Raw genomic sequence first — 6,154 nt, forward strand, 5'->3', positions numbered from 1 at the left:
CTCGCCCTCTCTCTCTCCTCGCGCTCGCGGAGGTTTCCTCTGCGTCCTTTGTGTGGGGGGGGGTTGACCACACCCACCCCCCCCCCCCCCCACCTCCCGGTATAAAGGCTGACGTGGACCGCAGACCAGTCACGTTGGAAGAGGTCGCGCGGATCGCGGGGGTTTCCCGGGCCACGGTGTCCAGGGTCGTCAACGGGGTCGCCACGGTGGACCGTGAGCTGCGCCAGGTGGTGGAGAAGGCGATCTCCACGACCGGGTACACGCCCAACCGCGCGGCGCGCTCGCTCGTCACCCGGAGGGCGGGCGCGATCGGGCTCGTCCTGCCCGACGAGGGCCGCACGGTGCACGACCCGTACTTCGGCCGGGTGGTCAGCGGCGTGCTGCCGGTGATCCGGCCGCTGGGCGTGCAGCTCGTGCTGACCACGGGCGACCACCGCGAGGTGGTGGACGACATCCGGCAGCGCCGGCTGGACGGCGTGATCCTCATCCACACGCACGACGCGGACCCGCTGCCGCGGCAGCTCATCGAGGCGAACCTGCCGGTCGTGCTGGCCGCGCGGCCGGTGCGGCCCATGTCGATCACCTACGTGGACGTCGACCAGGCCGCCGGCGCGGCCCTGGCCGCGGACCACCTGGTCGCCTCCGGGTGCCGCCGGACGGCGACCATCACCGGGCCGCTGGAGACGCCGCCCGGCCAGGACCGGCTGCGCGGGTTCCGCGAGGCCGTGGCCCGGCACGGCCTGCCCGAGCCCGTGGTGGTCGAGGGCGACTTCTCCCGCGAGGGCGGCGCGGCGGCGGCCCGTGAGCTGGCCGACGCGGACATCGACGGCCTGTTCATCGCGTCCGACCTGATGGCGACCGGCGCGTTGCCGGTGCTGCGCCAGTGCGGCCGGCGGGTGCCCGAGGACGTCAAGGTCGTCGGCTTCGACGACAGCAGCCCGGCGGTCGAGTGCGACCCGCCGTTGACGACGGTGCGCCAGCCGGTGGAGGACATGGCCGCCGAGATGGCCCGACTGCTGGTCGAACGGGTCGAGCGGCCCGACCGCCCGGTCAGCTCGGTGGTGTTCGCGCCCACGCTCGTGGTGCGCCGGTCGGCCTGACGCCGGCCGAAGCTGTCGGTTCCCTTAACCCCGGAACGCCGGCCGAGCGCCGTCCGTTCTGTCCGTTGTGCCGACCGCTGACTTCGCGCCCACCCGTTCCCCGGCCCGCTTCGTCGCCCAGGCGGGCGCCGCCGCCGTCCTGCTGACCGTCGCGCTGGTCGGCGGGCTCGACCTCTACCGGCTCGGCGAGTCCACCCGGCACCTGCGCCGCACCATCAGCGAGTACGCGCTCGGGCCGTACCGCTGGGTGTTCGACACCGGGGTGCTGCTGCTCGTGGCCGGGTCGGTCGCGATCCTGGCCGTGCTGGTGCGGCGCGGGGTGGCGCGGTGGCACTCGGCGGGCGCGCTGGCGTTCGCGGCGTGGTCGGTCGGGCTGACCCTGGTGGTGATCTTCCCGAAGAACAACTGGGCGATCGGCCCGAGCGTGAGCGGCAGCATCCACCGGTTCGGCAGCCTGCTCGCGTTCGTCGCGCTGCCGGTCGCCGCGACGCTGCTGGCCCGGCCGTGGCGGCGGGACCCGGTGTGGGGCCGCCACGCGCGGTGGACGTTCCGGTTCGGCCTGCTGTCGGCGCTCGCGTTCACCCCGATCCTGTACGCGATCGCGGTGGACGCCCTGGTCGGCACGGCGTGGTGGCGGGTGATCCCGCTCGGGTACGTGGAGCGGTTGCTGGTGCTGACCGAGGTGGTGACGGTGCTGGTGGCGGGCGTGTGGGCGGTCGCGGCGACCCGGACCGCCCCCGCCCCCGCTCAGCCGGCGTACAGGCTGTCCAGCACGTCCCGGTAGCGGGTCTCGATCTCCTTGCGCCGCATCTTCAGGCTCGGCGTGAGGGTGCCGTCGTCCACCGAGAAGTCCTTCGGCAGCACGGCGTGCCTCTTGATCGTCTCGTGCCGGGCGAGCTTGGCGTTGGCCGCCTCGACGGCCCGGCGGACCTCGGCCTCCGCGTCCAGGTCGGCGGGCGCGAGGTCGGGGTCGATGGTGACCAGCGCGACGCAGTAGTTGCGGCCGTCGCCGTGCACGAGCACGTTGCCGATGTACGGGCTGCCCGCCTTGACCAGGCCCTCCACCGCCTGCGGCGCGACGTACTTGCCGCCCGAGGTCTTGATCAGCTCCTTCTTCCGGTCGGTGATGCGCAGCCGGCCCGCCTCGTCCAGCTCGCCGATGTCGCCGGTGTGCAGCCAGCCGTCCCGCAGCGTCGCGGCGGTCTCCTCCGGCAGGCCGTGGTAGCCGCGCATGACGCCGCGCCCGCCGATCAGCACCTCGCCGTCGTCGGCGATGCGCACCTCGGTGCCCACCAGCGGCGCGCCGACCGTGCCGAGCTTGTTCGCGCCGGGCCGGTTCACGAAGGACGCGGCCGAGGACTCGGTCAGGCCGTAGCCCTCCAGGATCGTGATGCCCGCGCGGTCGAAGAACTCGCCGACCGGCCGCGACAGCGGCGCGGAGCCGGACACGAAGTACTTGATCCGGCCGCCGACCCGGTCCCGCAGCTTGCTGAACACGAGCTTGTCGGCGATCCTGCGGCGGGTCGTCCACTCCGGGTGCTCGGCCACGGCCAACGCCCAGTCGAACAGCTTCGCCTTCACCCCGCCCGCCTCGCGCATGGACGCCACGACCCGCTGGTGGATCTTCTCGAAGATGCGCGGCGCGGCGGCGACGACGGTCGGGCGCAACTGCTGGAGGTTGGCCGCGATCCGGTCCACGTCGCCGTCCACGGCGGTGGGCACGCCGGTCGCGAGCATGCCGACCTGGAGCACCTTGCCGAACGCGTGGGACATCGGCAGCCACAGGAAGTGCAGGTCGTCCGGGGTGAGGACGCCCAGCTCGCGGATCGCCTCGGCGGTGTAGAGCCAGTTGTCGTGGGTCAGCTCGACGCCCTTGGGCGTGCCGGTGGTGCCGGACGTGTAGATCAGCGTGGCCAGCCGGTCGGGCGTCAGCTCGTCCACCATCGCGTCGTAGTCGCCCTCGGGGGCGTCCGGCTCCCAGTCCGGCGTGACGACCTTCGCGTCCACCTTGCCGGCCAGCTCCGGGTCCGCGACGACCAGCACGCTCCCGGAGTCGCGGACGATGTGCGAGACGACCTCGGGCGTGCTGCTGGGGTAGATGGTCGTCGTGACGCCGCCCGCGGCCAGCACGGCGAGGTCGGTGAGGATCCAGTCCACGCTGGTGGCGGCCATGATCGCGACCCGGGCCTCGTCCCGCACGCCCAGCTCCCGGAAGCCCAGCGCGCGGCGGCGCACGCGCTCGGCGACCTCGGTCCACGTCAGCGACGTCCACGTGTCGCCGGTGCGGTGGCGCAGGGCCTCGGCGTCCGGGGTCTCCCGCACGCGTTCGCGCAGCAGATCGGGGATGGAACGGGCCACGGTGACCTCCTGGGGGAGCGGCGCTCTAGAGCGGTACTCTAGCGGCGTGGGATCGACTGGTCGGCGGGCCGTGCTGGACGCGGCGCTCGCGCTGGTCGACGAGGGCGGGCTGGACGCGGTCACGATCAGCGCGCTGACCGCCCGGTCCGGGGTGTCGAACGGAAGCGTCTACCACCACTTCGGCAGCCGGGCGGGTGTGTTCGCCGTGCTGTACGGGGAGAGCTTCGCGCACTGCGTCGCGGCGATGCTGCCCGCGCTGGAGGTCGGCGACGCGGAGGAGGCCGTGCGGTCGCTGGTGGCGCGGTACCTGGCGTGGGTGGTCGGGAACCCCGGCCGCGCCCGGTTCCTCTACGCCGCGCCGGCGACCGCCGACCCGGCGGCGAAGGCGGCGGTGTTCGAGCCGGTCGCGCGCTGGTTCGCGGCCCGGATGGCGGCGGGCGAGCTGCGGGAACTGCCGCTGTGGGCGTTGGACCCGGTGGTGATGGGACCGGCGCACGAGTGCGCCCGGCGGCACCTGGCGGGCGCGCTCGACCTGGCCGCCGCGGCCGACCGGGTCGCCGATGCGGTGTGGGCGGCGGTCGCGCCCGTAGGGTGATCGCATGGCCACTTGGGGCGACCTCGCCGCGTACGTGCACGAGACCTACGACGTCATCGCGGAGAACGAGGACGAGATCCGGATCCTGTTCAACTTCGAGCAGTACGACGAGGACGACGAGCGGACCCAGGTGGTCATCCTGGTCCGCGAGGTGCTCGACAAGCTGCACGAGTGGGTGCAGATCGCCTCGCCGATCGGGCTGGCGGCGAACGTCGACCTGCACGCGTTCCTCGCCGAGGTCGGCAACTCGACCATCGCCTGCGGTGCGGCGATCATGGGCGACCACGTCGTGCTGCGGCACTCGCTGCCGCTGGCCGACCTGGACATCCACGAGTTCACCGAGCCGCTGGCGCTGCTCGCGGGCACGGCGGACCGGTTGGAGGAGACCTTCTTCGGCGGCGACGACTACTAGGGGCGCACCGTTGACAGCGGGTGTCCCGGGGTGCTGTGATCCACGCAACAGATAGGAAAGTTTCCTAACTGAGCCGCCGCCAGCGTGTTCCACCTCCACCCCTGTGACCCGTGGGAGGCACCCTGTGGCACCCCGATGGCCCGTACTGCCCCTGTTGGCCCCGCTCGTGGCGGCGGTCCTGTCCGTGCCCGCCGCCTCGGCCGCGACCCTGACCGACGTCGGCGCGGCGGACGTCGGCGCGGCGGCCGTGACCGAGCACCAGGCGGAGAGCGCGTCGATCTCCGGCGGCGTGGTCGAGTCCAACCACGCCGGCTACACCGGCAGCGGCTTCGTCAACTACGACAACGTGGCCGGCGCGTACGTCGAGTTCACCGTGAGCGCCGCGACCGCCGGTCCCGCGACGCTGTCCTTCCGGTACGCCAACGGCACCACCACCAACCGGCCGATGAGCGTGACGGTCAACGGCGGCCCCGCGGTGAGCGTGGCGTTCCCGGGCACCGGCGCGTGGTCGACCTGGTCCACCGGCACGGCCGCGGTGACGCTCGCGGCCGGCGTGAACCGCGTCCGCGCCACCGCGACCACGGCCGGCGGCGGCCCCAACCTCGACCGGCTCGGCGTGGACACCGGCACGACCGGCGCGGGCCGCCCCGCGGACGTCAACGGGCAGCTCCGGGTGTGCGGCGTGAAGCTGTGCAACCAATACGGCAAGCCGATCCAGCTGCGCGGCATGAGCACGCACGGCATCCAGTGGTACTCGCAGTGCGTCAAGACCGCGTCGCTGGACGCGCTGGCGAACGACTGGGGCGCGGACGTCCTGCGCATCTCGATGTACGTGCAGGAAGGCGGCTACGAGACGAACCCGCGCAAGTTCACCGACCTGGTGCACGGCTACATCGAGGAGGCGACGCGGCGCGGCCTGTACGCGCTGGTCGACTGGCACCAGCTCGACCCGGGCGACCCGAACGCGAACCTCTCCCTGGCGCGCACGTTCTTCACCGAGGTCGCCCAGCGGCACCGGGACAAGACCAACATCATCTACGACATCGCGAACGAGCCGAACAACGTGTCGTGGGCGGGCATCAAGTCCTACGCGGAGCAGATGATCCCGGTGATCCGGGCGCAGGACCCGGACGGCGTCGTGTTCGTCGGCACGCACGGCTGGGGGTCGCTCGGCATCTCGGACGGGCGCAGCGAGCAGGACATCATCTCGAACCCGATCAACGCCACGAACTTCATGTACACGTTCCACTTCTACGCGGCGTCGCACCAGGACGAGTACTTCGCCGCGTTGCAGCGGGCGGCGGCGCGGCTGCCGATCTTCGTCACCGAGTTCGGCACCCAGACCTACACCGGCGACGGCGCGAACGACTTCGCCTACAGCCAGAAGTACCTGGACTTCCTGGCGGCCAACAAGATCGGCTGGACGAACTGGAACTTCTCCGACGACTTCCGGTCGGGCGCGGTGTTCAAGGAGGGCACCTGCGCGGGGTCCACGTTCGCCGGCACGGCCGTGCTGAAGCCGGCGGGCGTCTGGATCCGGGACCGCATGCGGACGCCGGACAACTTCCCGACGAGCTGATCGCCGGAGTCCCGCGGGGGGGGGGGGCGGGCGCCCCCCCCCCCCCCGGGCCGCCCCCCCGCCGCGGCCCCCCCCGCGCCCCCCCCCCCCCCCCCCCCGCGCCGCGCCGC

Annotated in this window: 6 protein-coding genes; 5 read left to right on the forward strand and 1 reads right to left on the reverse strand. The window is 72.9% G+C overall.

The window, feature by feature from the left end:
* Positions 1-113 precede the first annotated feature (113 nt).
* Entirely contained in the window at positions 114-1,100 is a 987-nt protein-coding gene (locus ACFXGA_RS35920; RefSeq protein WP_378096116.1) for a LacI family DNA-binding transcriptional regulator, read from the forward strand.
* A 67-nt stretch (positions 1,101-1,167) separates the two neighbouring features.
* Positions 1,168-1,884, forward strand: a complete 717-nt coding sequence (locus tag ACFXGA_RS35925) for a DUF998 domain-containing protein (protein ID WP_378096119.1) — start codon at positions 1,168-1,170, stop codon at positions 1,882-1,884.
* On the opposite strand, the gene ACFXGA_RS35930 is transcribed toward ACFXGA_RS35925, so the two are convergent.
* Complete coding sequence (locus ACFXGA_RS35930; RefSeq protein WP_378096122.1) at positions 1,848-3,458, reverse strand: AMP-dependent synthetase/ligase; 1,611 nt, start codon at positions 3,456-3,458, stop codon at positions 1,848-1,850. The genes ACFXGA_RS35925 and ACFXGA_RS35930 overlap by 37 nt on opposite strands.
* 46 nt (positions 3,459-3,504) lie before the next feature.
* Between ACFXGA_RS35930 and ACFXGA_RS35935 the strand changes: the two genes are divergently transcribed.
* The 3 genes from ACFXGA_RS35935 (at position 3,505) to ACFXGA_RS35945 (ending at position 6,044) form a co-directional block, all read left to right on the forward strand.
* Complete coding sequence (locus ACFXGA_RS35935) at positions 3,505-4,053, forward strand: TetR/AcrR family transcriptional regulator (RefSeq protein ID WP_378096125.1); 549 nt, start codon at positions 3,505-3,507, stop codon at positions 4,051-4,053.
* A 4-nt stretch (positions 4,054-4,057) separates the two neighbouring features.
* On the forward strand, positions 4,058-4,465 hold the full coding sequence (locus ACFXGA_RS35940; RefSeq protein WP_378096128.1) for a hypothetical protein: 408 nt from the start codon (positions 4,058-4,060) through the stop codon (positions 4,463-4,465).
* Between the two features lie 154 nt (positions 4,466-4,619).
* Positions 4,620-6,044: a cellulase family glycosylhydrolase gene (locus tag ACFXGA_RS35945; protein WP_378096131.1), complete on the forward strand. Its 1,425-nt coding sequence runs from the start codon at positions 4,620-4,622 to the stop codon at positions 6,042-6,044.
* The last annotated feature ends 110 nt before the right edge of the window (positions 6,045-6,154 follow it).

The sequence above is a fragment of the Actinosynnema sp. NPDC059335 genome (genome assembly GCF_042752395.1).
In the GTDB taxonomy this organism is placed as follows: domain Bacteria; phylum Actinomycetota; class Actinomycetes; order Mycobacteriales; family Pseudonocardiaceae; genus Actinosynnema.

What these genes read in the sequence shown, in the direction of transcription:
- ACFXGA_RS35940 (WP_378096128.1), top strand. Translation starts at nt 4,058, where the DNA reads ATGGCCACTTGGGGCGACCTCGCCGCGTACGTGCACGAGACCTACGAC.